This is a genomic window from Ilumatobacter sp. (genome assembly GCF_049588435.1).
Taxonomy (GTDB): domain Bacteria; phylum Actinomycetota; class Acidimicrobiia; order Acidimicrobiales; family Ilumatobacteraceae; genus Ilumatobacter_A.
In genome coordinates, this window is the sequence record NZ_JBAVYV010000472.1 from 1 (window position 1) to 2,887 (window position 2,887).

A 2,887-nucleotide genomic window follows, 5' to 3' on the forward strand; every position below is an offset into this window, starting at 1 on the left:
GACCCAGGCTCGTCCGTCGCGCTTGATCACGGTGACGGCCGGAATGAGGAGATCGGTCTTGGCGCCGGGACGAAACGGGACGCAGCCCACCGCGACCGGGGTCGTCTCGTCGATGGTGGAATCGTGGACGATCGACGCGAGCAGTTCGGCCGCGTCGTCGGCAGCGACGCGAGCGGCGACACCGCGGCCCGCCAGCCCGTTTCCTCCCCGGACGAACAGCACTCCGTCGTCGGCGGCGATGTCGTTGAGGTCCGGCGCAGCGTCGGTGAATTCCGACAGCGGGCGGGTGATCGCGTGCATCGTCAGGATCGGGTGCCGGTCATCAGCTGTGTGAGACCACCGGACAACTGACGGTGGGTGGCGTCGGCGAAGCCCGCGGAACGGAGCGTCTCGACCATCACGTCCGGTTCGGGGAGGTAGGCGACGCTCTTGGGGAGGTAGCTGTATGCAGCACCGTCGGACAGGACCGCACCGATCTTCGGCACGACCTTGCCGAAATAGATGTTGTTGCCGAAGCGCAGGACCCGATTGGGCGGCGTGCTCACGTCGAGCAGGGCGATGCGGCCGCCGGGTCGCACGACTCGTCCGAGCTCGCGGAAGAACGCGCCCAGATCGAGCAGGTTACGCAGCGCGAACCCGCAGGTGACCCCGTCGACCGACTCATCCGGAACCGGCAGTCGGAGGATGTCGGTCTGGACCCGGGGGACGCCGGAACGATCGGCGGCGAGCATTCCGAAGCTGAGGTCCATCGAGAGTGGGCGGAGACCCGCAGCGGCGAGGTCGATACAGAGATCTCCGGTGCCGCTCGCCAGGTCGAGCACGGTTGCGCCGTCCGGCAGTGCGAGCTCGCGGATCGCCCGCTTGCGCCAGCGCACGTCGAGGCGGAACGAGATGATCCGGTTGAGTCGGTCGTACTTCGGTGCGATCGCGTCGAACATGTCGCGCACCGCAGCGACCTTCTCCTCGCCCTCGGGAAGGTCGTCGGTGTCCCACCGACGCGTGGGTTGCGGCTCGGACTGCGAGTTGCTGGTCACCGTGTCAGGCTACGAGGCCGTCCCACCCGATGCCGTGCCCGGTTCGGGGTCGGTCGGCGGCGCAATGGTCTCGCTCTCCGTCTCGCTCTCCCGTGTGTCGTCACCGGTGATCTCGATGCCCGGCATCGCGGTGCCCGACACCTCGCGGTCGATCCGTTCGACCTCGGCGCGCGCCTCGGCGAGCGCCTGCAGTTTCACGTCGGCGGCCGACACGGCCTGCTCGAGCTGGACTTTGGAATCGGCGACGGTGATGCTGGTGACCATGTCGGCGATCGTCGCTTCGAGCGCCACGACGTGCTCTTCGAGCGGGTCGATGGCCGCGTCCCGGTGAGCGGCGGGGAGTGCCGCGGCTGCGACCAGACGTTCGTCGATCGCCAAGGCTTCGGCGTCGATCGAACGCATCTGCGGTGCGAGCCCGAGTTCGACGAGGCGGGGGTTCTCGTGGGCACCCTTGACGGCGGCCCCGAGGCGGCGGTGCAGCTTGGCTTCGCGCGAGTGAGCGCCGGCCCAGCTCGACGGGGCGGGCGACCTCGTGCCGGGGACCACCTCGTTCTGCTCGCGGAACTCGCCGGTGGAGCGCACCGCGAGCACCACGCCGAAGCCGATCACCACGGCGATCGACAGGACGAGGAGCGCGGTGATCATCCGGAACCACCTGCCGCAGAGAACGCGATGATCAACAGGATCACCACAATCGTCGCGACCGTGGCGGCGACGGCGATCTTGACCTTGCTGTACGGACGGGCACCGTGGACTTCGCCGGTGACACCGTTGATGTACACCTGGAACGGTCGCTCGTTGTAGATGACCGTGAGCAGCCAGAGCGGCAGCAGCACGTGCTTGTACGTCATCTCCTGCCAGCGGATGTTCATCCGGTCGATGCGCTGGGAGTTGCCGCCGATGTCGCGACGGATCGATCCACGGATCTCCTCCTCCATCACCGAGGTCGCCTCGCCGAGGCACTCCTCGACGTCGCGGTCATAGGTGCGCGCGAGGTGCCCGGCCGCGTACTCGGCCGAGTACGACTTGGCGGTCTGCGTCGGCCACGGTTCGAGCTTGTCGATGCGCTTCTTCTCGAAACCGGTGTTCGCCAGGACCGGGACGTCGTCGAAGCTGTTCGCAACCGTGCCGCGCGCCGGGTACCACTGCGTGTAGGTCTCGATGCGCTGGTTGTCGCCGCTCCCGACGGTGCGCGTGCGGGTCACCCCGCGTTGGCCGACATAGCTCGTGACGGTGTTCGCGTCGTAGGTGAAGTACGCCATGTAGACGCTGCTGAACGAACCGGTGCGGTTGTAGCGCTTGAACTCCGACGGGGCGAACCACCGGCCGTTGATCCAGTCCTCGATGAGTTTCGCCGCGGCCTTGTCGTCGACCGCGAACGGCAGCACCGCATCGACCGGGAGCCGGTCGGGTGCGTCCTGCACGTCGTCGCGCTGGATCGGTGTCGCGCAGTACGGACAGTTGTTCGCCGTGAGGCTTCCCGTGAACGTCGTGTGGCCGCCGCAGTTCTGGCAGACGATCTCGTGCTCGTCCGCGATCGTGTTCGTGGCGTGCTCGACCCGGCCTTCGCGCACCATCCGCAGCGCCGCGCGGAGGTCGTTCTCGACGACGGGTTCGCCTCCCTCCGCGAGATCCTGCGTGTTGCCGCAGTGCGGACACTTCAGCTTCTGACTGGCGATGTCGAAGTGCAGTTCTCCACCGCACGCCGTACACGGATACGTGCGCGACCGCTCGCTGTCGTGCGTCATCGCGTGGGAGCGCTCGACCTGCTCGTCTGCCGACTCCGATGCCGACTTCGATGCCGACACCGATGGCGGTGCTGGTGACGGTGGAGGTGGCGGTGGAGGTGGCGG

At 67.7% G+C, this 2,887-nt stretch carries 4 protein-coding genes; all 4 read right to left on the reverse strand.

Going from position 1 to position 2,887, the window contains the following annotated elements; translation table 11 throughout:
- Window positions 1-300: hypothetical protein (locus WBV89_RS17980; protein ID WP_423982706.1), on the reverse strand; the 300-nt coding region annotated here is incomplete at its 3' end.
- 2 nt (window positions 301-302) lie between these two features.
- A complete protein-coding gene (locus tag WBV89_RS17985) occupies window positions 303-1,034 on the reverse strand; it encodes a ubiquinone/menaquinone biosynthesis methyltransferase (RefSeq protein WP_423982707.1) in 732 nt (243 codons plus the stop codon).
- Window positions 1,035-1,043: 9 nt separating this feature from the next.
- Window positions 1,044-1,679 (reverse strand): hypothetical protein, encoded by a 636-nt coding sequence (locus tag WBV89_RS17990; protein ID WP_423982708.1) that lies wholly within the window; start codon window positions 1,677-1,679, stop codon window positions 1,044-1,046.
- Window positions 1,676-2,887: hypothetical protein (locus tag WBV89_RS17995; protein WP_423982709.1), on the reverse strand; the 1,212-nt coding region annotated here is incomplete at its 5' end. The genes WBV89_RS17990 and WBV89_RS17995, both read right to left, overlap by 4 nt.